The sequence below is a fragment of the Micromonospora sp. NPDC049679 genome (genome assembly GCF_040659735.1).
Taxonomy (GTDB): domain Bacteria; phylum Actinomycetota; class Actinomycetes; order Mycobacteriales; family Micromonosporaceae; genus Micromonospora_I.
In genome coordinates, this window is the sequence record NZ_JBFANZ010000048.1 from 1 (window position 1) to 23,859 (window position 23,859).

Annotated in this window: 17 protein-coding genes, 1 tRNA gene and 1 pseudogene; 9 read left to right on the forward strand and 10 right to left on the reverse strand. The window is 67.0% G+C overall.

The genetic code is table 11. The features are described from left to right. A partial coding sequence (locus AB0J06_RS23355) for an EamA family transporter (protein ID WP_357431302.1) occupies positions 1 to 531 on the reverse strand: 531 nt, incomplete at its 3' end. Between the two features lie 258 nt (positions 532 to 789). Here AB0J06_RS23355 and cmk point away from each other — a divergent pair. The 3 genes from cmk to AB0J06_RS23370 all read left to right on the forward strand — a co-directional run bounded on the left by cmk (position 790) and on the right by AB0J06_RS23370 (position 3,184). Beyond that, positions 790 to 1,470 carry a (d)CMP kinase gene (gene cmk, locus AB0J06_RS23360; RefSeq protein ID WP_357431304.1) on the forward strand — a complete coding sequence of 227 codons (681 nt, stop codon included), beginning with the start codon at positions 790 to 792 and terminating at the stop codon, positions 1,468 to 1,470. Between the two features lie 61 nt (positions 1,471 to 1,531). Further along, positions 1,532 to 2,935: a ribosome biogenesis GTPase Der gene (gene der, locus AB0J06_RS23365; protein WP_357431307.1), complete on the forward strand. Its 1,404-nt coding sequence runs from the start codon at positions 1,532 to 1,534 to the stop codon at positions 2,933 to 2,935. 175 nt (positions 2,936 to 3,110) lie between these two features. Next, positions 3,111 to 3,184, forward strand: a tRNA-Pro gene (locus tag AB0J06_RS23370). 75 nt (positions 3,185 to 3,259) lie between these two features. Here AB0J06_RS23370 and AB0J06_RS23375 read toward each other — a convergent pair. The 4 genes from AB0J06_RS23375 to AB0J06_RS23390 all read right to left on the reverse strand — a co-directional run bounded on the left by AB0J06_RS23375 (position 3,260) and on the right by AB0J06_RS23390 (position 8,761). Beyond that, positions 3,260 to 4,543 carry a site-specific integrase gene (locus AB0J06_RS23375; protein WP_357431309.1) on the reverse strand — a complete coding sequence of 428 codons (1,284 nt, stop codon included), beginning with the start codon at positions 4,541 to 4,543 and terminating at the stop codon, positions 3,260 to 3,262. Beyond that, positions 4,543 to 4,740: an excisionase family DNA-binding protein gene (locus tag AB0J06_RS23380; RefSeq protein ID WP_357431311.1), complete on the reverse strand. Its 198-nt coding sequence runs from the start codon at positions 4,738 to 4,740 to the stop codon at positions 4,543 to 4,545. The genes AB0J06_RS23375 and AB0J06_RS23380 overlap by 1 nt, the downstream gene beginning before the upstream one ends. Next, the gene (locus AB0J06_RS23385) at positions 4,737 to 6,317 is read right to left on the reverse strand and encodes a replication initiator (protein ID WP_357431313.1); all 1,581 of its coding nucleotides are present in this window, start codon (positions 6,315 to 6,317) and stop codon (positions 4,737 to 4,739) included. Before AB0J06_RS23385 ends, AB0J06_RS23380 begins: the two co-directional genes overlap by 4 nt. 1,073 nt (positions 6,318 to 7,390) lie before the next feature. Further along, positions 7,391 to 8,761: a hypothetical protein gene (locus tag AB0J06_RS23390; RefSeq protein ID WP_357431315.1), complete on the reverse strand. Its 1,371-nt coding sequence runs from the start codon at positions 8,759 to 8,761 to the stop codon at positions 7,391 to 7,393. Between the two features lie 299 nt (positions 8,762 to 9,060). On the opposite strand from AB0J06_RS23390, the gene AB0J06_RS23395 reads away from it, so the two are divergent. Both AB0J06_RS23395 and AB0J06_RS23400 read left to right on the forward strand, forming a co-directional pair. Further along, entirely contained in the window at positions 9,061 to 9,996 is a 936-nt protein-coding gene (locus AB0J06_RS23395) for a gamma-glutamylcyclotransferase (protein WP_357431317.1), read from the forward strand. Between the two features lie 509 nt (positions 9,997 to 10,505). After that, the gene (locus AB0J06_RS23400) at positions 10,506 to 14,123 is read left to right on the forward strand and encodes a P-loop NTPase fold protein (protein WP_357431319.1); all 3,618 of its coding nucleotides are present in this window, start codon (positions 10,506 to 10,508) and stop codon (positions 14,121 to 14,123) included. 492 nt (positions 14,124 to 14,615) lie between these two features. Here the strand turns inward: AB0J06_RS23400 and AB0J06_RS23405 are convergent, their stop codons facing one another. Further along, positions 14,616 to 15,170, reverse strand: a complete 555-nt coding sequence (locus AB0J06_RS23405; protein WP_357431321.1) for a hypothetical protein — start codon at positions 15,168 to 15,170, stop codon at positions 14,616 to 14,618. Positions 15,171 to 15,473: 303 nt separating this feature from the next. Further along, on the reverse strand, positions 15,474 to 16,085 hold the full coding sequence (locus tag AB0J06_RS23410) for a hypothetical protein (RefSeq protein WP_357431323.1): 612 nt from the start codon (positions 16,083 to 16,085) through the stop codon (positions 15,474 to 15,476). A 610-nt stretch (positions 16,086 to 16,695) separates the two neighbouring features. Here AB0J06_RS23410 and AB0J06_RS23415 point away from each other — a divergent pair. Further along, entirely contained in the window at positions 16,696 to 17,262 is a 567-nt protein-coding gene (locus AB0J06_RS23415; RefSeq protein WP_357431325.1) for an NUDIX hydrolase, read from the forward strand. A gap of 3 nt (positions 17,263 to 17,265) precedes the next feature. Here AB0J06_RS23415 and AB0J06_RS23420 read toward each other — a convergent pair whose 3' ends face one another. After that, entirely contained in the window at positions 17,266 to 18,675 is a 1,410-nt protein-coding gene (locus AB0J06_RS23420) for a helix-turn-helix transcriptional regulator (protein ID WP_357431327.1), read from the reverse strand. A gap of 146 nt (positions 18,676 to 18,821) precedes the next feature. Here AB0J06_RS23420 and AB0J06_RS23425 point away from each other — a divergent pair, with 146 nt between their 5' ends. Next, complete coding sequence (locus AB0J06_RS23425; protein ID WP_357431329.1) at positions 18,822 to 19,157, forward strand: hypothetical protein; 336 nt, start codon at positions 18,822 to 18,824, stop codon at positions 19,155 to 19,157. 817 nt (positions 19,158 to 19,974) lie between these two features. Here the strand turns inward: AB0J06_RS23425 and AB0J06_RS23430 are convergent. After that, the gene (locus tag AB0J06_RS23430) at positions 19,975 to 20,385 is read right to left on the reverse strand and encodes a hypothetical protein (RefSeq protein WP_357431331.1); all 411 of its coding nucleotides are present in this window, start codon (positions 20,383 to 20,385) and stop codon (positions 19,975 to 19,977) included. A 595-nt stretch (positions 20,386 to 20,980) separates the two neighbouring features. On the opposite strand from AB0J06_RS23430, the pseudogene AB0J06_RS23435 reads away from it, so the two are divergent. Then, positions 20,981 to 21,678, forward strand: a pseudogene (locus tag AB0J06_RS23435) (glycosyl hydrolase family 18 protein); the annotation flags it as partial. A gap of 53 nt (positions 21,679 to 21,731) precedes the next feature. On the opposite strand, the gene AB0J06_RS23440 reads toward AB0J06_RS23435, so the two are convergent. After that, a complete protein-coding gene (locus AB0J06_RS23440; RefSeq protein WP_238670810.1) occupies positions 21,732 to 22,136 on the reverse strand; it encodes a hypothetical protein in 405 nt (134 codons plus the stop codon). A gap of 315 nt (positions 22,137 to 22,451) precedes the next feature. On the opposite strand from AB0J06_RS23440, the gene AB0J06_RS23445 reads away from it, so the two are divergent. Next, positions 22,452 to 23,618, forward strand: coding sequence for a helix-turn-helix domain-containing protein (locus tag AB0J06_RS23445; protein ID WP_357431334.1), 1,167 nt, complete (start codon positions 22,452 to 22,454; stop codon positions 23,616 to 23,618). Positions 23,619 to 23,859 lie beyond the last annotated feature (241 nt).

Consider the following 23,859-nt stretch of genomic DNA (forward strand, 5'->3'; position numbering starts at 1 on the left):
CAGGCGCCGGCTGCACCAGGTGTAGCCGGCGTAGGCGGCGCCGGCGGCCAGCCCGGCGGCGACGCCGAGCGGGCGCACCTGCACGTCGCCGGTGGGGGTCACCAGCAGGCCGAGCCCGGCGAGCGCCACGGCGGTGGCGGCCATCCACTGCCGGCTGGCGCGGGCGCCGAGCACCGCGCCGAGCAGGCCGGCGAAGACGGGCGCGGAGCCGATCGCGGTGAGCGTGCCGACCGCGACGCCGGTCTGCCGGGTGGCGACGAAGAAGCACGCCTGGTAGCCGGCGATGCAGGCGGCGCCGACGAGCACGGTCGCGCGGATGCCCGGGCGCCAGAGCAGGCGTGCGACATCACGGCGGTGTCGCAGCACCGCGGCCGCCAGCAGCAGCAGGCCGGCGAGCGCGACGCGGGCCGTGCCGAGACCCAGCGGAGATCCGGGGTACGCGCTGAGCGCCGCAGCGGTGCCGGTGGTGCCCCAGAGCACCGCGGCGATCATGACGAGGAGGGCGCCGGCCGTGCCGTGTTGTGCGGGCATGATCGTTGATCATCGGGCCGTTCCGGCGTCCGGTCAACGCCCGACCCACCCCGGCTGGCGTGCCCCGCCACGGCGCGCCGGGTGGCGCGGGTCGCCCACGGCGGTGTCGGGCGCGGGCGGGTTCCGGCGACCGGGCATGATGGATGACGACAGCGGGCACGATCTGCCCTAGAGGGTCCGGGGAAATCACCGGACCGGGCCGCCCTCCGGGGCGGTCGGAGCGGGCGGTCCCGATGCGGTGACCGGCAAGGAGGAACGGTGGCGGAAAAGGTGCGGACCGGGCGATTTGTGGTCGCCGTGGACGGCCCGTCCGGATCGGGGAAATCCACCGTCTCCCGACGCCTGGCGAGCGCGCTCGACGCCCGCTACCTCGACACCGGCGCGATGTACCGCGCGGTCACCTGGGCGGTGCTGCGTTCCGGCGCCGACCCCCAGGACTCCGACGCGGTGGCGAAGATCGCCGGCGAGACCGAACTCACCATCGGCACCGATCCCACCGCGCCGCACATCTCCGCCAACGGCACCCCGGTCGACGCCGAGATCCGCGGCCCCCAGGTCACCGCCGCGGTCTCCGCCGTTTCCGCCGTACCCGTCGTCCGCCAGACCCTGGTCGCGCTGCAGCGCGAGATCATCGCCGGGGCCGAGCGCATCGTCGTGGAGGGGCGCGACATCGGCACGGTCGTCGCGCCCGACGCCGACCTGAAGGTCTACCTGACCGCTTCCGCCGACGCGCGGGCCCGGCGGCGCAGCGCCGAGTACGCGGCGGACGTGACCGCCACCGCCGCCGATCTCGCCCGCCGCGACCGCCTCGACTCCACCCGCGCCGTCGACCCCCTGCAGCAGGCCTCCGACGCGGTGGTGCTCGACACCACCGCGATGGGCGTCGACGAGGTCGTCGCGCGCCTGCGTGATCTGCTCGAGGGACGGGTCACCGCATGACCGGATCAATCATCAGCGGGGGAACGTCTCCGGACGCCATGCAACGAATCGGGGGGACGGCATGAGCGCCGACCGCGGCTGGACCGAACTGCACGAGCCGACCGACGACGTGGTCGACGCGACCGGCCCCGTGCCGGTCGTGGCCGTCGTCGGACGTCCCAACGTCGGCAAGTCCACACTGGTCAACCGCATCATCGGCCGTCGGCAGGCGGTCGTCGAGGACGTCCCCGGCGTGACGCGCGACCGGGTGCCCTACGACGCCCAGTGGTCCGGGCGGCAGTTCACCGTCGTGGACACCGGCGGCTGGGAACCCGACGCCAAGGACCGGGCCGGCGCGATCGCCGCGCAGGCCGAGATCGCGGTCAGCACCGCCGACGTGGTGCTCTTCGTCGTGGACACCACCGTCGGCCCCACCGACGTCGACGAGGCGGCGGTCAAGATGCTGCGCCGCAGCCACAAACCCGTGCTGCTGGTCGCGAACAAGGCCGACAACGCCAACATCGAGCTGGAGGCCACCTCGCTGTGGTCGCTCGGGCTCGGTGAGCCGTACACGGTCTCCGCCCTGCACGGACGCGGCTCCGGCGACCTGCTCGACGCCGTCCTCGACGCGCTGCCCGACCCGCCGCCCGTCGGTGAGCCCGGCCCCCGCGGCCCGCGCCGCGTCGCCCTGGTCGGCCGCCCCAACGTCGGCAAATCCAGCCTGCTCAACCGGCTGGCGCGCGAGGAACGCGCCGTCGTCGACTCGGTCGCCGGCACCACCGTCGACCCGGTCGACAGCCTCGTCGAGATCGGCGGCGAGACCTGGCAACTGGTCGACACCGCGGGCCTGCGCAAGCGGGTCGGCAAGGCCAGCGGCACCGAGTACTACGCCAGCCTGCGCACGGCCGGGGCCATCGAGGCCGCCGAGATCGCCGTCGTGCTGCTGGACGCCAGCGAACCGATCAGCGAGCAGGACCAGCGCATCCTGACGATGGTCGTCGAGTCCGGCCGGGCGCTCGTCATCGCCTTCAACAAGTGGGACCTGGTCGACACCGACCGGCGCTACTACCTGGACAAGGAGATCGAGCGGGAGCTCAAGCGCATCCCGTGGGCGCTCCGGGTCAACATCTCGGCGATGTCGGGCCGGGCGGTGGAGAAGCTCGCGCCGGCCCTGCGCAAGGGGCTCAAGAGCTGGGAGCAGCGGGTCCCGACGGGCGTGCTCAACCAGTGGCTCACCGCCCTCGTGCAGGCCACCCCGCACCCCATTCGCGGGGGACGGGCCCCCCGGGTGCTCTTCGCGACCCAGGCGGGGACCTCACCGCCGCGCTTCGTGCTCTTCACCACCGCGCCGCTCGACCCCGGCTACCAGCGCTTCGTCGAGCGCAAGCTGCGCGAGGAGTTCGGCTTCGAGGGAAGCCCGATCGAGGTGTCGGTGCGGCCCCGTAAGCAGCTCGGCCCCGGCGGCCGCGGCAAGCCGCACGGCTGATCGAGAACGAGCACGAGGCCCCGCTTTCCAGCGGGGCCTCATCCGTTTCCGCCCCACCCTACTGTCCTAGGACGCTGTAGGGGATGTGGCGCCGTGCACCCGGTGAGGGGTGTGCGTGCAACGAGGAAAGGGTGCGCTACGCTGTACCGGCCGCTGCGGGAGACCGCTGAGGCAACGGGACGTGGCGCAGCTTGGTAGCGCACTTGACTGGGGGTCAAGGGGTCGTGGGTTCGAATCCCGCCGTCCCGACACAGCTCAGGGGCCATCTCGGATGATCGAGACGGCCCCTTTTGCATTCCGTACAGCAGTGAAGTACAGCAGCGGTCATAGCTCCAGGCTTTCGCCGATTCGCCGCAGCGCGTTGCGGGTGGCCTTGGATGACGCCTGGCTGTAGACGTCCATCGTGATCGAGAAGTCGGCGTGCCGCAGGATCGCCATCGCGATGCGGGGATGGACGTCGAGGTCGACCAGCAGCGACGCGCAGGTACGCCGGGCGTCGTGCACGGTGATCTTCTTGACGCCCGCCCGCGCGCAGCCGGCGTCCCACGAGCGGGAGAAGTTGCGGGGTTCGACGGGCAGGCCGTAGCGCGTCGTGAAGACCATCTCGGTGGTGCGCCACCGCTCACCCGCGGCCGTGACGGTTGCCTGCTGGCGGAGGTAGCGGTGTCGCAAGGCGGTCACGCAGATATCAGGTAGGGGTAGGGGGGCGTCCGATTCCTCGGTCTTGGTCGCGCGGTGCAGCAGCTCGCGGCGCACGCGTTGCAGTTGCCTGTCAACGAGCAGACAGACGTCGAACCTGTCACGGCATCGCTCGCAGAACGGTTCCCCGTGTTCGGCGCAGTTCTTGTCCCAGCCGCCCCAGTCGATGTGGTCCCAGGTGAGACCCAGCACCTCGCCTTTGCGCAGGCCGAGCACGAGGACCAGGACGTAGGCCGGATAGAGGTAGTCGGCCACATCGCGGGCCGACTCCAAGAACGTTCGCGCCTCGTCGCTGGTCCAGGTGTTGCCCTTGCGGCGGCGGATCGCGGGGAGCTTCACCAGACCGGCGACGTTCTTCGTGATCAGTTCTTCTACCTGGGCCTGGGACAGGGCCGATCGCAGCACGGCGCGGATGCCCTTGATGGTCCGAGCAGACGGAAGATCGCTACAGCAGTTGCCGATGGCGCAGCAGCGCCGCCGTGTCGCCGGTCGTTGAGCGTCCTTGTTCTGCCCGCAGCACTGGCAGGTCTTGGCCACCTGGTTGATCCAGGTCTGCACGTCGCGTACCGATAGCCGGTCGAGTCGCTTCATGCCGATCCCGGGCAGGATGTAGAGACGCGCCAACGTCTCATAGGTGGCGTAGGTCAAGGGCGCGCGATTCGGCTCGACAACTTCGGCGAGCCAGTACGTCAGGTAGTTCGCGACCGTGGGCACGTTCGTGGCCACCGGTCCCTGCTTCGCCAACGTATGCAGTTTGATCCACTTGTCGTGGACGACATCGCGCGTCTTGCCGTAGACGTACTTGCGCGTCCGTTTCCCGTCGGGCTTGGTGACCCAGACGTAGGCGGCGAAGCCGTTGCGGTACGGGAAGATGGAGCCTTCGCCGTTGGCGCGGGTGCGGCTGGCCATCACGCGACCTCCTGCCGGTGGACCTGCTCGCGGATGTAGTCGTCGACCCACTCGGGCAGGATGCGCCGGTACTTGCCGTCCTTTATGGACCGTAGCTCGCCGGTGGCGATCTTCATCTTGACCTTGGACAGGCCGAAGCCGAGCAGGACGGCGACCTCGGCGGGGGAGTACCAGCGTGGGGTGAGCTCTCTGTTCATGCCGCGGCTCCCGTCACCCACGCCTCATGGGCGAGTTCTTCGCGGCCGATGCGTCCCGTTTCCCGCCGCCGTGCGGCCGCCGTGTTGGCGAGGAAGGCGTCGCCTTCGGTGAGCCAGCCGGAGCCGGCGTAGGAGAGAGTGCCGATGATGACGGTGTCGTCGGCGATGTTGTCCGCGGTGTGGCGGTAGCTGGTGCGGATGTCGCGCAGCAGGCCGAAGGTGACGGAGTAGCGGCGGGCCTTGGTGAGGAAGTGGCCGCCGAAGCCGAGCATGTGCGCCCAGCGACGTAGTCCGGCGTAAGGGTTCGGTTTGCCGTCAAGCGGGTCTTGACGGTCGCCGGTCGTTGTGGCGTTGGTCGGTGTCGTGGTGGGAGAGGGGCGTCCGAGTCGCCAGCAGGCGTCGATGAGGCGGGCGAGGTGGTCGCCTTCCGGGTCGGCGTAGCCGTCGATCGTGTCGGGGGTGAGCCGGGTCGAGCAGTGGCCGGTGACCTCGGTCGACTTGGTGGCGTACTTAGCGAGGTAGGCGGCCACCGCCGAGTCGGTGAGGTCGCCGTCGACGGGGTTGATGCGCCGCACGTCGACCTGCTCGCCCCATGCCACCACCCAGCCCTCAGGCCGGGTCGGGTGCGCGGGGGTGACGAATGCGATCTGCCGGGCGGCAGCGTGGACGACGGCGTCCAGGTCGTCGACGGTGATGCCGGCCGGCGGCGGCACCAGGGCATCCCGGTCGAGCGGGTCGACGCCGTCGACTCGGAGCAGCACGTGGAAATGCACTGCGCCCCGGCGCTGCATCTCGGCCACCTTGCCGTGCGAGATCCGGACCGGCGGGACCGTCCGCACTCGGCCGGAATCGCCGACCACGCGCACGGAGGGGATGCCGCGTCGGCGGCACAGCGCGGCCAGGTGCCGTTCGATCGCCTGCTTGGTGCGCCGCCACAGCTCGCCGGCGAAGTAGTTCCAGATCACCTGGTGTTCGTGGTCGTAGCAGGCCAGGCAGAGCGGCTGCCCGATGTGTGGATCGTCCGCCTCGTGGCGGGCGAAGCATGCTGCGGGCTGTCCGTGGTCGCAGGCCGTGACGGCTCGGCGGGCGTGGCAAGGAGCAGGGCGGCAGTCGCAGCGCCGCCGGTTGGCGCAGGTGTGGTGTGGGATGTGCCGGTGGTGCACGGCCCCGAAGGATGGGGCGGTGAAGGTGGCGAAGACGACCGGGTGCCGGGCGACCGAGGTGGGGACGCCTTTGCCGCCAGTGAGTCCGCTGCGGACGACCTGGAAGGCATCGCCTGCGTAGACCCAAGCGCAGTCGGGGCACTGTGCGACGCGGCGGTTGCCGCAGGCTTTGTAGAGCGTGCGGTCGGGCAGTTCGTCGGTGTGCTGTTCGCGCAGCACACGACCGGTCGCGCTTTCGACTGCGGCGAGGGCGCCGGTGAGCCGGATGGGACGGGTGCAGCCGCCAGCGGCACGGGTGTGCTCCAACCAGCCGAAGAAGTCCGGCGTGGTGGCGGCACGGTGCATGGCCTGAGTGTTGCGGCCGGCGGCGATGCCGGGCCTGTGAACGTCGATTAGTGCGAGTGGGGTGGGCATGGCCTCTCTCCGGGGTGCGTGGGGGACGGGAACGATCCGCCACTGCTTGCGGAAGCCGTGCATTCCGCTGGTGGCGATCGTCGTGTCTCCTGGCACCGCCGAAGGATTGGCGGCTCACGCCGGAGGCAGATGGCTGGTGGGCCATTCCTGCCGGAAGGGCTTCTTGCCCGAGGTGCTGACGGCCTCGCGTTGTGGCCGGTAGGGATGGAGGAGCCTGGCTGTCGGCTTACGGCGGGTTGCGGCAGGCCCCTCCACCCGTGGAGTCAGTGAACCCGGACCATAGTGGACGACAAAGGCCGTGCTGGGTCGCTCAGCGGATTCGGGTAACCGGCACGTCGGGCCAGTGCGATCGAGAGCCGGCGGGTGTTCCCCGCATCAGCGGCAGGAAGGCCGCTCGGTGTCTCCGAAGTCGAGCCCAGCGATCCGGCAGGAAGGCCCCGCTGGCGTGCTCGACGTCGCCAGAGTAGCACCGGGTCCGGACACGTCAATCCGTCGTAATCGCGCGCCTGCCGTGGCGGTCCGGCCGGCTGCCGGCCATGTGGGAGGACTTTCTGTACATCTATCAAGGCGGCCCTGAACGGCCGCACGCGCCGCCGCCTGGGCGCGCGCCGGCCGCTTAGCTGTCGCACACGGCCGACACGCCTACGCCCGGCGGCTGACGCGGAGGCGTGAAGCCCAAGGGGCCGCCGCAGAACGGCAGGCCGTTGACGAGTGGGGTGGTGGGCCGGCACCCGGCCGGGCCGCGCGGCCACGAGCCCGCGCCGCGTAGGGGAGCGCACGCCGGCCGCGTCGGCGAGCTGACGGCGGTCGCGGGGGCGCGGCTACTGCGCCTCCGGCGGGGGCGCTCCGGCTCCAGGATGGCCAGGGCTGCATCGGCGGGTCACGGTCCGTGGGTGGTTGCGGTGGGGAGCCATCCCGTCTGCCATCGACCCGGGCGAGCCGAGCAGACCACCGCCCGACCCGCCAGCGTCCGTACGTGCGTCAAGGTCCGCTTGACGTGGCGGGCCGGGCGCCGGTCCGCTCCCCAGGAGGGCGGGTCGATGGCAGACGGGATGGCGAGACGGACTGCCGTGTCACCAGTTACTGCGAATCGCGGCTTGAATTAGAGCTCTCTGAGCGATCCAACGGACTAGACTAATATCATGCTGCAGCATCTTTGCCTCGGCGCTATTCGGCAGTAGCAGTTCTCCGCGTTTCGGACCACCGTCCTCCTTGGCGTGAACGATTCGGCAGCGAATCTGGTAAACACGCGAGGCAACCTGGCTGGTCAGGGGGCCAGCGTTGGACTTCTCGTCCAAGACGAGATGACCGACGCCCTTAAGTGCATTCTTCTTGGTAAGGAACTCCTTGCGAGCCTCGGACTGCTCCAAAAAGGAGCGCAGGTCGTTGCTGTCTATGCAGGAGTCCACGGTTGCTTTCAGTTGCTCTTCTTCGTACTGCAATGCGCGCGCTTCGGCGTTTAGGAATGTCACCAAGGTGGCCACTTGATTTTCGTTGTTTGGGTCAAAGGCCGGGTCTCTCAACCTACGTTGGAAGCGTCGAACGGTCTCGCTGCGTGCGTAGGTGGGGAAGTAGAACTCAAGCACCTGATAGAAGGCCAAATACTGAAGCAGGGGCATGCCACTCGCGGATCGCCCGTAAGCATATAAAGATGCAGCCTCGACGGAATAGAAGTTTCGCGGCACTGTCGGCGCCTTGAGGTTCTCAGGCGGTCTCTCTCTCGCATCGCTTCGAATTCGCTGACGCCCGCTTTCGGAAAGGGAGAGTGGAAGGTCGTAGAGCAAGTCCATCTCAAAGAATAATGCGGCCGAGAATTCTTCAAGCAGTTTCACTGATGCGTCATACGACAAAGCCGAATTGAGTCGCACCTTGAGGGAGAAGCCTAGGCGCGTGCCTTCCGCCGCCCCGAGTCCGGCGCTTACTGGCGAGATTTCCGCATTTGCGACTATCCCGTTGGAGGTAGAGGTAATTACAAGCGTATCTTCGGCGGGGGAAGCGCTCTTCAATTCATCAGGTGCGTCGTCGTGGCGAGCTTTTCGATGAAGCATTTGAAGCGTCGATTTCAAGGCGAGGCGTGGGCGCACGAGCGCTTCGATGACATTAGTGGAGCGGTCCAGTGCTGCGGCGAAATCCTTAAGGAGGACAAGGCTTTCGAAGTTACTGCTCGCCCAGTCGCCGGCCCTCGATCTGCTGATGCTAAATATCTTGCGATCTTTGCCGCCGCCGGGCAGGGATATGTGCAAATACCATTGAGTGGCTCTTTCTGTGACGTCGCCATTTGGGCGCATTGTCACATATGATTTCCACTCAACCGGAATTGATGCGTTTGCAGCACGTTCAGCCAGCTGCAGCAGATCGGCCGGCTTTTCGGCTGAAGAATCCTTGACTGCTTCAGGGTCGCCAGTTTCTAGTAGGTCTTCCTCAATGCCTTCTTCTTCGTCCATCCCGGCAGCTTATTGGCGGTTGTCCGTGTTTTCTAGATCCTGGCAGGGACGATGTCGGACGAGCTGCACAGAAGTTGTAAGCGAGGCGTCAGGCAGCTAGGCAGCAAGAAGGCAGCGCGAGCCTCGATGCGGGCCAACGCGGAACGTGAACCGACGACGCCCGGCATCTGCTCGTCGACGAGGGCCGCCACCAGTTGGCAGCGGCCGGCAGGTTGGGTCCGCATCCCCCCGGCGGGGCGTGGGAGCTCCGTCGCGCGCGCCGGGACGCCGCGTGGATCATTCGGTGGCACAATCGCTGCGTGCCACCACTCAAGCCGCCCCAGGATCGAATCCTTCCGCTGTTCGTCTACGGGTCGCTGAAGCCCGGCGAGCTGGCCTTCGGTCTGCTCGAGCCGTATGTCGACCGGCACGTTGAGGCCAACGTGGCCGGTGTGATCAAGCTGCGTGATGGACTGCCGTTGTTCGCTTCCTCGGCTACCGAGCGTGTCCACGGCTCTCTCCTCTTCTTTTCCGCGGACAAGGCCGATGAGGCCTGGCAGATCGTGGCTGACTTTGAGCCACGTGCCCAGTACGGCTGGGACACGACCGAAGCCGTGACTGAAGATGGCCGGAGCGTCACTGCCAACGTTCTCGTTGGCAAGAGGCTGCAGGACGGGATCTCTGGAGATCCAATACGGGAGTGGTCGGCCAGGCATGATCCAGTGCTTAGTGAGGGACTTGCCGAGGTCCGGCAGCTCGTGCTAGAGGCAGCGCCGGATGGCGTGGAGGCGCAGCCGGACAGCCCCGAGTTCTGGGGCCGTTTCTTCCGTCTCCAAGCGTCCTACCTCCTGCTATGGAGCGTCGTAGAACGATACACGGCACTCCGCTACGGGCCAGCGCTAAAGCCCATGGTCCGGGTTGACAAACTGGGCGACGACCTTGCGTTTCGTGCCGCCCTCAAGACCGTGGGCGCCAAGCCCGACAAGGTCGTCGACAGCAGGGATCCCACCGATACATTCGAGTTGGGGCCGGATGGCACCGGCGGCATCGGCTATTACTACGCAGTCCGATCGAACCTGTCTCATCGTGGGAAGGGCGCGTTTCGGGATGCACGCCTGGTGCTAAAGGCGGCCGTCGAACTGCATGACGCAATGCTGGTCTTGCTGGAACCGTATGGCTCGGTCCCCGTAGAAGCTGACCTCGGTGAGGTTCGGCTGCGACACCTGCTGCCTGCTGGCGTAACGGAGTGCCGGTGAGCGGTGCGGCATCAGTGCCTCCCCGCCCCACATGATGGAGCCGCATAGCCGTCAACAGCGGCGACGCCGGACGACCAGTGGTGACGATGTCTGGCCAGGTGACAAGGTGTGGTCGGCCCGTTTACCAGGCCGGCGGGAGTTCCCTTACCTGTAGTTGGTGAACTGGTGTGCGAAACCCTCAGCCCTTCCTCCAGACCAAGGGCCGCCAACTGCGCCACGACTGCCGTCAGAGCGACAGACCTGAGTGCGCCGCAGAGCGCCGGCGCCCCGCAAACGCGGAGGCAACCTTGTCGCCGTCGAGCGGCACTAGACCACTCCAGGACACCGTCAGACATAGCCGAGCCAGTGTTCAGGGTCTAGGCTGTGGCACGCAGCGACCAAGATCTCATGTTTGCCCGCGGCGGACAGACGTTCACGGCATGCTGCGTCGCGCCCGCTCGGGCCCACCAGTGGCATGTCAAACGGTGGTCGCCCTCCTAGCGTTCCCTGCAGTGCAGAAGGGGCCTCGCATGTTCGGAAGACGGACCACACCACCTGCGGAGGTGGTGCGACGTGAAGACCTGATTCCGGACAATCGTCTCGGCGAGGATTACACAGACCTTCTTGAACACGAAGCCATCGCCAAGGGCGTTGCGGAGATCGCACTGAAGGCACAGTCGCCAGTTAATATTGCTCTCTTCGGACCTTGGGGGTCGGGTAAGTCCAGTGTCTACTCCATGATGGAGAAGCACCTAAGTGCCGTGGCCGGCAAGAAGGTTCGGGTTGCACGCTACGACGCCTGGAAGTACGGCGGTCAGGACCTCAAGCGGAACTTCATCGACTCTATATCCGACGATCTCGGTTTGGGTAAAGAGGAAGAGTTTAACGACGGCCTCCACCAAGAGCAGACTCAGACGCATCTGAGCATTCTGAAGTGGGTGAAGGAGAACTGGCGTTCTCTGCTGGCTGGTATTGCGCTGGCCGCCATCGTCGCCACCTTATGGGTCGTCTTGCAAGCCGGGGCCGCCGAGGCGTTCACGGATGACGGCTTCAAGGCCGCCGTCAAATCTCTTCTGCCTCAGGCCGGGACGGTCTTCGGTCTGGCCCTAGTGGCGGTCTTGGTTGGGCCCAAGGCGTTCGAGGGTGCCGTCATTACCAGGAAGAAGCCTGCGCCAGTCGGGGCCGACCAGTTCGCTAAGAGGTTCCATAACCTTGTGAAGAAGGTCCTCTCCGGCAGGGCCGAACGACTCGTGGTCTTCATCGACGAACTCGACCGATGTTCTCCTGAGGACGTCGTGGCGACCCTGATCGACCTCAAGACCTTCCTTGACCAGGACGCCTGCGCATTCATCGTGGCAGCCGATCGAGAGGTACTCGAAAGAGCCCTGCGTAAGCTCCCACAGGCCAAGCCGGTCCGCGAGGATGAACCGTACTACTCGACACCAGGCGCATTCCTCGACAAGATCTTTCAACACCAGATCGCGCTTCCGCCGCTGCGGTCCCGCGCTCTGACCAAGTTCGCCCGCGATCTTGCCGACGCACGCGGTGGCATTTGGGAGGAGTTGCGAACCGAGAGCCAGCAGGCCTACGAACTCGCCATCTTTGCGCTCATTCCGGTTCATGTCCGAAGCCCTCGGCGGGTCAAGGTGCTCCTGAACAACTACGCGACCACTGTGCGCATTGCCGAGGCACGAGCTATTCCATGGCAAGATCGGGCACACGAGCTGGCCGTGCTAACCGTGCTGCAGACCGAATTTCCCGTCGTTGCTGACGAGATGCGACGCGTGCCTCGACTCCTCGCGTATCTGAGGGGAGACGAGGGTGTTCAGACGGACGAAGCTCGCGACGCCGTTCGGCGGTTCTCGATAGAGCCAGAGTCTGTAAAGAGTGACCGTGCCCCTGGGGAAGAGGCTCCAGCGGGTGAGCTGCTCGCCGATGCGGCCGAGGGGCGCTCGGGCCAGGTTGAACAGGCTAATCACACGTTGCGCCGCCATCTTGGCACATACCTAGCCAAGGTCGCCGCCGCCGGGATCGGCGACCCGCGTCCCGACCTCTTGTATCTCCAAGGCGCAGCGGGCCATAAAAACCTAGGGGACCCGCGTCTCGGTGATGTCATCGACTTCGCAACTGATACCGCCCCCGACCAGGTGGTCGCCGAGTTCGAAGCCCAGGAATCATCGACATTGATGATCGCCATCCCACTTTTGGTTACTGAGGGTGACACCACGACCGGGCCGGGCCGGGCCTTCGCTTACGAGGCCGCGTGCAAGCTCATCGAACGCGTCGACCCGGACTGCGGCGAGGTCATCGCTCGCGAGGCTGCACCATCGCTCATCGCAGCTCTCAAGGCAAAAACCCTCTCGAAGGAGTCCCTGCCAGGCGCTCTCCTAGTTGCTTGCTGGTCCGGCGCCTCTGACGTGGTCAAAGACACCCTCGACGGCCTTCGGCGAGAGCCCAATCCGCAAGACATCCTCGGTAGGTTTGCACTGCTCTTACCGCACCTCGAAGACGATGCGTCTCTGGTCTTGGTCGAGATGCTCGCCGATAGGTTCAACGACCTTCCGCAGCCGTTGCTGACAGCCTTGAACAAGGCCCCCATTGAGAGTGCTGAGACCCTCTGGCGTCGGGTGCAGGACTCCGTGCTCGACACTCTGAACGACCTTGAGACGTCCGAGCCAAAGCCGGTTCAGCCCGGGCGTGCCCGGCCCGCCCCGACGCCCGAATACACCGGCAAGGGCGTTCAGCGGCTTGAGGAGCTAGTAGACGCCATCACATCCCGTCCCAGCGGCGAGAGTCTATTGTCGTCAGTCTTCGCGTTGGCGCAGTCCGCGACCGCCTGCGCTCCGCTCCGTCAGTGGGCCCTAGACAACGCGGATAAGCACGTGGCCACGATGGGCTCTCCAGTCCTGCGCGCTCGACACGCGCTGCTTGGCCTACGCGACTACCCGATGGAGGACGCGGCCGTCTGGTCCGCCTTGCTCCCAAGCATCCCGATCGATGATGACGCCGAAGTTGCAGCGCTTGCTGCTGAAGTGTTCACCTCCACGCTCGTGCCCTCTCTTGGGGCCGCTGTATACCGCGAGGCTCTGTCGCAGTTACCGCTGCTAGCAGCCAAGGTCCATGACCTATCTACGATGGACGTCGAAAAGGTAGCCGAAGTGCTTACACAGACGTTGTCCTCGGTGGGATGGGAGGAGGCCGCTGACGACGAGGAGGCGGCCGCGCTACTGTGGGCGCGCAAAGAAGCACTGTTCGCGACAGCCGCAGCCTTGTTCTCGCCGGAAACCGAAGCGCGGCTGGCGGAGCCCTTGGTAAACGACCTAGCGCTAGTGCCGAACACAATTCCGCTGCCGGCATCGGTGACGACGAACTGGGTGGGGCTGTGCACGAAGCTCCCGGCAGCCGCCGCTCGTTCGTTGTCCGCCCGCGTCGACGAGTACAAGCCGGCCGACGGCGAAGAGGCGGCCGTCCTGCGGCTCAAGCTCGGCGTACGAGCAGTATTTAACGGTGACGCCCCAGCGGCGGCCGAGGTCGCACGCATCCCTGGGGCAGAGCAGACCACGGCGGTTACTGACGCCTGGTTGGCGCTTTCGCCCGCCCCCAACGAAGTTCGTTCTCTGCTCGGTCAGGTAGCCATTACGCCCCTCGCCCTTGGTCGCTACTGTGCCGGTTTGAGCACCGACGACCGCACCCGGATGTGGGTGGCCGTGGCCGAGACGAACGGCACGGCGGCACTACTGCAGGCGGCTGGACAAGCCGGAATCGGAGCCGCGGCTGTCGAGTACGCCCGTACTGTCATTAAGGACAAGACTCGCGAGGCCGAAAGGACCGAGCAGGTCGAACTCTTGATTGAAGCTCGGGTGTCCTCCGATCCCGGCGTAGCGACCCAAGTCAGGAAGGCCGCTAGCGAGCTGGCCGAAGACCTCTTGGCCAGAAACGTTGCCGGCGATCTGCGGTCTGCGGCCAGAGTCGTCGTGTGGGCGGGCGGTGCGGGCTATGGTCACACGCTTTCGTTGCGCGATGGGTTCACGGCGGGGGCCAAACAACACAACAAGGCCTTGTCGAAGTCCTTAGCGAAGGACCTCTCTGACCAAGGGCTGCTTACGGTGCCCAAGAAGAGCGCCCTCGCAAAACTACTCGGGCGCTGACCGAAACCCTCCTCGGAGGTATCGCCGGTTCCGTTCGGACGGCGCGATTGGTTGGCTGTCGGCCCAGGGGGTGGTCTCGACAGCAACGGTGACAGCAACTGAGGCGGCTGGCATCATCCCGAGACCGGCTGTCGCAACTAGGCGGACCGAGGCGGCGAACGATGGGGCTTCACGCGGGCTGTGCCTCTTAATCCGCTGGTCCCGCGCCTCACATTAGGTAGCCCGGCGAGTAGCCAAGACGACGGACTGGACCGGACGTCGGCGAACAGCAGCGGCACGATCGACCAGGCATGGCGGGCGAAGGCCAAGGGCTGCCGCATCCTGGCAGTGTGGGGCACACACGGGGCACAAGACACCCTGAAGCGTCGGCAACTAGTCATCAACGACGGCAGCCCGAGACACCGCCCGAGCAGGTGGCGCCCGCCGTTCCCACTGGTGGCGAGGCATCGGCTCTATGTTCCGCTTCAACTCATCGATTTGTGACGCCCGGCTTCACGCCGAAGCTTCCGGCGGTGGAGGGAGCGTCTGCAAGCTTTGACGGAAGGCCGGCTCCGGCCACGTGGGCGCGTTCAACAGGAGGACGAAGTCCGGCAACGCGTGTGGTGATGGATTTCCGGTCGGTTCCCGTGAACCCGGCTCACTCTCCCAGTCAATGAGGTTGGCGGTCACCGCGTAACGGCCGGCGGGTGCCGCCACGTGTAGGGCTTTCTCGTCCGGGGTTGCTGACACGTCTTCCAGTCCGCTCAGGTAGAGCGACCCGGCTGAGGTGATGAGGTAGGGATCCGATGTGACGAGGAGGCGCGCCCGCTCGCGCTCTGTCAGGTCCGCAGCCTGCGCCGAGTCGCCGACACGGACCACGAACTGGAACGCTGAGTCCCCCAGGTTGATCGGCACGAGCATGCCGCCCAGGGCGTGCTGGAGGATGTCCTCGTCTTCGAGTAACGAGTCTTCCCATGAGTCGTAGTCGACCACCGAGGCGAAGCGCTCGGGGTTCCAGAGCACCTGCATGCCAGCATCAGTCGCTACGGGTCCCGTTACCTCGAACATTCGGTCTCCCTACACGTCCCCGGCCATCGCCGGGCCGTCGAAGGTTAGCCAACGGCCACCAGCGACGACCAACGCCGACGGCCTTGCCCAGCTCATGCGGTCGCCGTGTCTGACATCGGTTCCTGACATCAACCGCCGCAGACAAGGGCGAACGTCTGCACACCGCAAGGAGGCGCAACGCGTACGGCATGGACGTTGGTGAACGCTGCGGCTCTCGCTGAAACCGCCTTACAAGCGAGAGATCGAGGGTGGGGCGTTGTGGACGGCGTCAGGCACATTGCCCGGTGTTTCTTGCCCGATGTCCTAGCCATCCTCTCGCAGCTCGACCGACCCGTTCGGGCGGACCGAAGCCCATGTGGCAGCACCCTCAGCGACGACAGCATCGTGAAGCGGGCGCAGGCCGCGCACGGTGATCCGTCCGATGAGTCTGAGCTGGCTTACGACTCCAGGTAGCTGATCACGGCTATAGAATTTCCCCGCGGCCTGCAGTGCTGTATGACGCTCGTGTTTCGCCTTGCCGATGTGGACGGCGCCCTCAATGTTGGCGAGCTGGTCGATCACATCTCGTACCGTTATCCAGCTCCCGCCAAAGCGCATGAGACGCCTCGCCAGGAACTGATCGCGTGTTGCGTCGTAGGGCGCATACGCAAAAGGAGACTCGGGGTCCAGCGCATCCTCAATCGACCAAAACATTGGGTTGTTGGCCCAGATGGACTCTTCGAGAGGCGATACGCCGCTGATGCGGAAGCGCAGCTCTAGTCGGTAACGACGGTTGACCTGGTCCATCAACCGCGCCTGGTCCAAGAGCAGCTTTCTCAGCAAGGCGGTCGACATGAGCACGTCATATTCATCGGTAGCGGCCGTGCGGCGTTCGAGATCGCGCAGCGTATAGGAGAACAGCCGGTCGACGTCCACTAGCTCCACCTCGTCTGCGTCTTGGAGACTGCGGCTCGTGCCGCCAGTCATGTCGGGGTTCCGCCAGCTCGTAGTGCCGTTCAGTACGAAACGGCCTCGCGATGATGCGCAGCGCGTCGAGGTTAGCCGACGCAGCGTGATGGCAACGGACGTCCCCGACGATAAGCACCATCGGGGTGCCTAGACCCTTGCCGGCCTGCGGGGCGGAGGCGAGTCAGCGAGAAGTCAGCGAAACCAACGCCAGCCGTTGCTAGCCGGCGGCAGCGAACGTCTCGTGAGCTGCACCAGGCGGGCCGACGTGACACCGGGGGGCAGGGGGCGACCCTCTATACCCGCCTTGACACGGAAGAGGTCGTCGGCCAAGGCCGAGGAGCAGCGCCAAGCCGTCGCCAGGCCGTCAAAGGAGGACCAGCGGTGACGAACAATGACCAGCAACGACGAACTTTTTCCCAGCTCAAAGCGTGAGTGGCACCCATCGTCGGATATCCCGATGACCGGACGCCAATTCGCTGGAAGTGCGTGCGCGGGCCCGCCGATAGCAAGGTCGTGACCAGAACGTTCGAGAGGGCGGAGGCGGGCAGGGACGGCCTGTGCGCCGGATACTGGCAGGGTGACGGAGGAGCGGATCACGGAGTCGACCCGGTGGACGATCCATGGCGAGCGCATCGTGGACGACACCCGTCGGGCGCGGTTGAGCATCGCCGCCGTCGAGTTGCCGGATGGGGTGAGGTTCGAGCAGTACGTGATTCGGGCCCCACGTTCGGCGATGGTCGCAGTCGTTGATGAGCAGGCGCGGTTGTTGCTGATGCGTCGGCACCGGTTCGTGTTCGACCGCTGGGTGTGGGAGTTGCCGGGCGGGTACGTCGATGACGCCGAGGATCCGGCCGCGTGCGCGATCCGCGAGGTTGAGGAGGAGACCGGGTGGCGGCCGCGGGCGGTTGAGCCGCTGCTGTCGTTCCAGCCGTGGGTCGGCACGGCGGACGCGGAAAACCTGCTGTTTCTGGGCAGGAGCGTGGAGCACATCGGTGACCCGGTGGACGTGAACGAGGCCGAGGAGATCGCCTGGGTCACGTTGGACGAGGCACGGGATTTGATGTCGGGCGGCGAGATCGTCGGGGCCGGGACGGTGATCGCGGTGTTGGAGTTGGTGGCGCGCCGCGAGCGCGGTGAGCTGTAGTCGCTACCGACGTGGGCCGAGTGTGGCGTCGACTCGTGCGGTGAACCGCCGGACAGTCGGATGGCGGCCGTGGGTCGCGAGTTGGCTTTGCAGGTTGCGTACGTAGCGGACCGCGCGAGCCGACCGCAGCTGGCGGGTCACGTCCAGCGCGTCACCGCCGATGGCGCAGGCACGGTCGATTTCGCCTTGCCGGGTGTATGCGCTGGCGAGAAGTGCGAGGTTGAAGGCCCGGCCGCGTACGTAGCGGTTGTCCATCTGTAGCGAGCGCGCCGCGAAGCGCTCAGCGTGTTTGGCCTGCCCGAGGGCGAGGAAGCAGTGGCCGAACTTGGCCGACAGGTATGCCTCGTCGAAGTAGCTGATCCATTGTGGATCGCCGTTGCGGTCGGCGCGGTCGAGGGCTTGTTCGGCTTGACGCAGCGCGACTGTGCAGGCGTGCGGGTCGTTGGCGCGAGCGTGCGCGTGGGCTTCGAGTACCAGGGCTTCAGCGGCGAGGACCGGTACGCCGGCGCGGCGGGCGGTCTGTGCGGCGGCGCGGGCGAGGTCGATTCCGGTCGCGGCGTCACTGAGGTAGGTGGCCTGATGGCTCATCGCGGCAAGGATCTCTGCGCCGAGGCCGTCATCGCGGGCGACGCGTGCCAGGTCCAGCGCGAGCACCAGGTAGCGCTGAGCGACGCCATGCTGCGCGCTGTCGTATGCCTGCCATCCCGCGAGTTGCGTCAGTTCGACCGTAGCGCTGAGCAGTTGCTGCCCCGTCGCGCGGTCGTATTTGCCTTCGCGCAGCAGCGGCGATATCTCTTGGTCGAGGTAGCGCGCGACTGCGTCGCGGCCGTGACCGCCGCCGTACTGGTTGTCGAGGCGACGATAGGTTGCGGTCATCTCGCGGATGGTGTCAACGTCGGGTTGACCGACGACGCGTCGACCGGTCTGGGTGACCGGCGCGGGGTCGGGGGCGGTGAACCAGTGCAGCGCGGGAAGGGTATAGCCGGCGGAGCTGAATGCCACCTGGCGTAGTACATGTCGACGGTTCACGTCACCTCGCCAGAGTTCGCAGGCACTGTTCACCACATCGCGCCAGATGGGGATGCCGGGATTGATCGGCCGGCTCGCGGCCGGATCGGAGCGGTACGGGAGTTGCCGCGCCGCGAGGCCCAGCGCGGTACGCGCGTCGTCGGGCATGTCGCACCCGTCGGCAATCCGCTCCAGCACGTCGATCGACGTGACCTTGCGTCCGGCGATGATCCGGCTGACGTACCCCTGCTCCAAGCCAACGGACGCGCCGAGCCGGCTCTGACTGGTGCCGGTCAGCTGGAGGATCAACCGGAACAGGCCCCCGATGTCGCGCTTGCGCAGCGCCGCGCGAACTTCGCCGTGCGACCACACGCCGAGCGGAATGCGCAGAGGTTCTAGCAGCATCGCGGACCCCTCCTGGTCGCACATGACCATCGGCGGTGCTCACTGGAGCGTAGAACTGGGCGCAACGAACGTCGACCCACCTCATGTCACGGTGACATGGCTACTGGACATGGCCACGCATGGATGTTCGCCGGGATCGTTCGGGCATGCTCTTCGATGTCGATGATCCGCCCGATGATCCGCCTGCCGGGTGTCAGCACCGACTGCTGTGGCGGCTGGCACGGACGTTGTGGGACGCCCACGGGAGGGACGCTGGCGGGTTCTGCGTGATCACCGTGTGCCGGCGCGACAACCACCTCAGCCCGTGCCCGGCGGCGCAGCTCGCGATCGAGGGGATGCGTACGGCGTGCGGGCAGTCGGTTGAAACGTCGCCGCCGTGGATCGCGATCACCAGGGCGAGGATCGCGGCCGGTGAGATCGATCCGGTTGACGCGATGGCCGAGTCGCTGTGGCACCACCATCAGCGCCGGGTGGTGAAGTAGGTGGGAGCAATTTACGGCTCCGATGCTTTCCGGCGGCACGCGCAGTGGCAGGTCGAGTGCGCTGACGTCTTCCTGGCGGTGCACGCGGAGGCGGGTCTGGGTCTGTGTCGGTGTGGCCGGCTGCACCCGTGTGACGAGCGCCGGTACTGGCTGCGGATGCGCGAGCACTACGCCCGGCTGCTGGACGATGCAGTACAGCAGGGAAGTACAGCAACCACGCAGCGCGAATGCGACCGTGAACCGCCGAGCCAGCCGTCCTGACCTCGTACGCGACCTCACCCGCTCTGATTGCCGAGGTCTGGGGGTCAAGGGGTCGTGGGTTCGAATCCCGCCGTCCCGACAGAGAAAAAGCCCTGATCAGCGGAAATGCTGGTCAGGGCTTTGACTTTCTTCTATGAGGTTTTGAACCTCCCCCCGAAAACCCCCCATTTACCGGGTGCGGCAACCAGGTTTGTCATCGGTGTGCATCGTTGTGCGCTGCGGGTCCGTGGCGTCCGACGGATGCCGACGTCTTCCTGGACTCGATCGCTGTTGCTCGGCCGTGACTTGTTTGCTCAACCTTCCCGCCGATGACAGCATCGGCGAGGTTGGCGACCAGTTCGGCGGTCGTGTGGTCGGGAATGGGCGCGATGAGTTCGTCGAACCGTCCCCGGCGTGGCGGCTGAGATGTGGCTGCTCGCCCGGCGGTCAACCGCTGCGAATGTGACCGTTCGGTGGCATCGGGCGCCAGCAGTCGATGAGCACGTTGACGCGCTATCGCTGAGCAGGCGGTGGGGGCAGTGGAGGGCTTCGCGGTGGTGGGGACGCCTCGCTTGGGTCAGATCCAGGTCCAGGGGCGGAGGGCTCTGTTCAGGCGGGCGCGCCATCGGGCACGCCGAGGGTGGAGAAAGACCTGGATGTCGTCCATGGCGGTGTCGGCGGTGCCACGGATGTGGGGGATCGATTGCGCGCGGCGGAGAGCGGCGACGACGCGGGCTTCGTCCAGGCGGCGGTACACCCTCGCCAGGTGGCCCAGGCACGTGGCGGCGAGGGCGCTGATCTGGTGATCCTCGTGATGTAGGAGCCGAAGGTAGAGTTCCTGCAGCTCCTGCCAGTCCCCGTCGCCGTACAGTGCGGTGCCGACCATCGCATCAAGAGCGCCGGAGAGGTCGCCGCGGTCGAACGCCGCGAGTACGTCAGCCGGTGTTGCCGGGGGTGGGTTGTGGAAGACGTGATGCTCGTGGCCCATGCGGACACATTCTCGCTTACCCGGGGACGGTCCTCATCGGTCCGCGGTTGTCCCGAACCCACTGACCTGCTCATATAGCGAGATCGGTCGAGGCCCGGCGCTCGTGGCGCAAGGCACAAGGGGTTGACGGAGATGCGCTCCACCACATGGGCAAGGTCGCCGATCCCGCGGTCTGTCTCATCACACCCCGCAGCTTCCGCCGGAGACTTTTGCGAGAAGTCGGGACGTGCCGGTGCCGCTATTCGAGATGACCGCTCATCAGTTGGTCGAGGTTCGTCGACCACGTTCGCCGCCAAGCAGATTCTGGCGTGTGCGGATCCATAGCGGTTACTCCAAGCGGAACTGGCCGTGTGTCAATGACACCTGATCGTCGGTGACGTGCTTGTGGTAGTCGAAGAGTTCGGCGCCTGCATCGACGGATCGGCATGCTCGATGTCGTTAGCGCCGGTCACGTCGCGGCCATCGAGTTGAATGCACCACCTACGGCAACCGCACACCTGAAATTGCAGGTACTGCGGTATTCGGCGATGGCGTCGGTCACGAGCTTCAAGGACCTCGTCGGGTTGACCGGCTCAACACCAGACGTTCTTCTCACTTCCGCGCTGACGTCCGTACCCTGCAGGCCAGGGGTTCGAAGGTCATTCTGTCGGTCGGCGGCGAAGCCGGCCGGGTGGCGGTGTCCGACGCGGCGAGCGCGGCCGCGTTCTCGAACACGATGTGGTCGATCATCCAGAGCTACGGCTTCGACGGTGTCGACATCGATCTGGAGAACGGGCTGAACCCGACCTACATGGCGCAGGCGCTGCGGTCGCTGCACGCGAAGAAGAGCAACCTGGTCATCACGATGGCGCCGCAGACGATCGACATGCAGTCGACCGGTGGGTCCTACTTCGCGCTGGCGCTGGCGATCAAGGACATCCTGACGGTCGTGCACACGCAGTTCTACAACTCCGGCGCGATGCTCGGCTGTGACCAGAACGCGGCGTACACCCAGGGACGGTCAACTTCATCGTCGCGCTCGCCTGCATCCAGCTGGAGAACGGGCTGCGGCCGGACCAGGTCGCGCTCGGTCTGCCGGCCGGTGCCGGGGCCGCGGGCGGCGGCGTGGTGTCGCCGAGCGTGGTCAACGCGGCGCTGGACTGCCTGGCCCGCGGCACCAACTGCGGCTCGTTCAAGCCGCCGCGCACCTACCCGGGCATCCGCGGCGCGATGACCTGGTCGGTCAACTGGGACGTGACGAACGGCAACCGCTTCGCCAACACGGTCGGCCCGCACCTGGACGCGCTGCCCTGAGACCGGCACCGCCGGCACGGATCCCGCAACGGGATCCGTGCCGGGTGGGCCGATCAGATGAACGTGAGCGAGCTGAAGAACGCCGGGTAGCAGTCGACATAGATGTCGTAGACGCCGGGCGGCACGTGCACGGGGCCCAGGGTGGCCCCGTTGGAGCACCGGGCGCTGACCGCGGTCGTCGGCTGGCCGGTGAGGGTGCAGCCCTGGAACACGATCAGCCACGGGTCGATGTACTGCCCGGCGTACGGGCAGGAGCCCGACATCACCGAGAAACCGCCGCCCTTCGCCGGTGAGGCGGCGGCCGCCGTCGACGTCGTGACGCTCAACGTGCCGGCGGAGCTCGCCGATGCCCGCTCGGCTCCGATGGCGGCGACAGCCGCGTCGCCGCTCGGCGCGGGTGCCGCGACCGCCGCGGACGGTGCGGCCATGAACGCGGCGAGCATCGCCGTCGCGGCCAACAGCAGACTGGATGCGCGGAGAATGCCGGATCGTGCTCCGGCGGAGGGTCGACTACGCCATGTCATAACCAGAACCACCTCTCGAGTGCTGTGCGATCTGCGGATGCCGGGGCGAGTACCTGGTCGCGCCCGACCCGGCCGGGCCGTCGTCCGACGTCCATGGCGAAGCGTTCCAGGGTGCCGGTGGCCGGGTCTTCGTGACAGGGCGAGAACCGGGTCGCCGGCGTACCCCGGTTCTTGCGAATGTCCGCAAGGCTGTCCGGTCCGCGTCAACCGGGCGGCGTGGCCGGAACGCATCGATTACCGTTGACCGGCATGGGCGGTCTGTTCAGCCTCTGGCGGCAGCGAGTGGCCGACAACGCCCGCCGGGCGGTGGACGCCTACCAGGAGGAGCTGCTGGAATACCGCAACCTCGCGGCCATGCCGCGGGTGCGGTCGGAGATGCTCGATTTCGCGGTCTTCCTCCGTCAGCGCACGGTCGACCTCGCGGCGGACAGCGCGCCGTTCCACGTGCAGGATCTGGACCTGATGGCCGCGATGGGCCGCCAGCGCGGCGAGAAGGGACTCACCCTGACCGCGCAGCGGCAGGTGCTGCTCGTGCACACCCGGCTGACGCTGCGCGAGGTGTACGAGGCGGCCGGCCCGAACGACATCGCCGCGACGATGCACACGCTCGCCTGGCTGGCTCCCGCGGGACTGGCCGCCCAGGGCGCGTACACCCGGGGCTGGATCGAGGGGCAGCGGCGCACGCTGGCGACCGTCGCCCAGGTGCGGCTGCTGACGGTGATGCTGCTGGCCGGCGACGACAGCGCGACCGACCTGGCGCGCGGCCTGCACATGCCGGTCCCCGACCACGTCGTCGCGACGGTGGTCCGGGTGGCCGGCGGGTCGCCTGGGCCGGATCAGGCGGCGCGGGACGAGTTCGCCAGCGCGCTGCTGAAGACGCACTGGATGCCGCTGAGCTGGCCGGAGCCGCACGAGGTGGTCGCGCTGATCCCCAGCTCGCCGGGCGGCCGGCAGCCGGCGGTCGAGCGCGGGCTCGCGCTGGCCCGCGACGTGGCCTCGATGACCGGCCGGCCGTGCGCGGCCGGCACCGCGCCTGGGCGGGTGCGCGCGTTCGGCGACGCCGTGGCGCTGGCCCGGCAGGTCAGCGAGGTCGCACCGGTGCGGGCCGTGCCGCGCCACGCGTACACGGTCACCGACGTCTTCGCCGAGCTGGGCGCCGCCCGGCTGGCGGAGGTCGGGCAGTGGCTCCAGGTGGTGGCGGCGCAACTCGACGCCGGCCCCGACCTGGTCGCCACGCTGGACGCCTACTACCAGCACGACATGAACCGGCTCGACACCGCGGCCGCGCTGTGCATCCACCCGCGCACGCTCGACTACCGGCTGACCCGGGTGCGCGACCTGACCGGGCTGGAGCCGGGCTCGACCCGCGGCGTACGCGTGCTGAGCACCGCCGTCGCCCGGATCCTCGCCGGCTAGATCAGCAGCCGGGTGAGCTCCATGTTCTTCATACTGATGTAGCTCAGCTTGTTACCGAAACGCATCGAAACCTGTAGCGAGCTGATCATGCCGGACGGGCCGCTCGGCACGCTGGGTGCCTACGCGTTGGCGCGGCGGGCGACTGCGGCTCGCTTCGCGGGCATCTGCACCGGTCGTGAGCAGCCCTTCCAGCGTCGCTCGTTGGTGCTTCACGGCGCTCGGGTAGCCGGCGGGCCTGGTA